The 972-nt window shown below is 54.7% G+C and carries 1 protein-coding gene; it reads left to right on the plus strand.

The window, feature by feature from the left end:
* Positions 1-21: 21 nt before the first annotated feature.
* Positions 22-972: hypothetical protein (locus AAE514_RS18470; RefSeq protein WP_347333036.1), on the plus strand; the 951-nt coding region annotated here is incomplete at its 3' end.

Here is a 972-nt window from a genome sequence, read left to right on the forward strand (position 1 = left end):
ATAACTGGCCGGACTTTTTGATTGAAAAGCGCTCGCATCTTGAAGATGGTGCTGAATAGTTACATTCAGGTTAGCTCAGGTGCTGATATCAAGCTGGGCAATGGTGCTATTGTTTTTTCCGCCGGTGTGGCTGAGTGTGGCACCTCCGGTTGTGCGAGTGACGCAGAGAACGTTGATGGGAATGACGCGGTTGATCGGGACGGCCGTAGCTTGTTTATTGATGGTAGCTTGGATACCGATGGCGCTATCAATCTTAGAGCCGCAGACAACATCACTATTAATAAAGCAATGGGGTCTGACTCTACGATCAGCAGCGTCTCGCTTCGGGCGGGCCACGAAATATCGGCAAGTGATACCATTACTACTGCTTCAGGAGGGGGTGGCCTATTTGTTTCGTCGGGCGACGAAACTCTGACCCAAAGCAGTCAGGAAGATCCGAGCCTGCCCGCTCTGACAGGACCTAGTGAAGATATCGAAGGGGACTCACCGGTCACTTTCAATGAGAACGTTACGCTGGAAGGGGCGCTGAACAGCCAAGGGGCTGATATCCAACTGAACGCCGGCGGAACCGTAACGGTGAGCAATAACGTTACAACCGCTGGCGGTGAGTTTATGATCGGCACCGACGCTGGCGAGGGGCCAGTCAGCTTTACGCACAACGGCGGCTCCATCAACACCAGTTCCGGCGATCTCACCATTACCACCGACACTGGTGGAAGCCTGGGCAATATCACTACGAGTAATCTCAACCTTAACCGTTCCGGCAGCGCCGGTAGCTATAGCCTGGTTCAGAGCGCGGATACCAACTTGGCCGTCGCCGGGACCACCTCTGTGGAGGTGGGCGAGGGCACGGTTACGCTGGCCAACGAAGAGAATCATTTTGAAGGCAACTGGAGCCTGACCGAAGCTGGCACGGTGGGTATTCGCGATGATGGCGATATTCAGATTGATGTCGGTTCCGTCGCCGGGCCT

This window comes from Marinimicrobium locisalis, from assembly GCF_039822625.1.
Classification (GTDB): domain Bacteria; phylum Pseudomonadota; class Gammaproteobacteria; order Pseudomonadales; family Cellvibrionaceae; genus Marinimicrobium; species Marinimicrobium locisalis.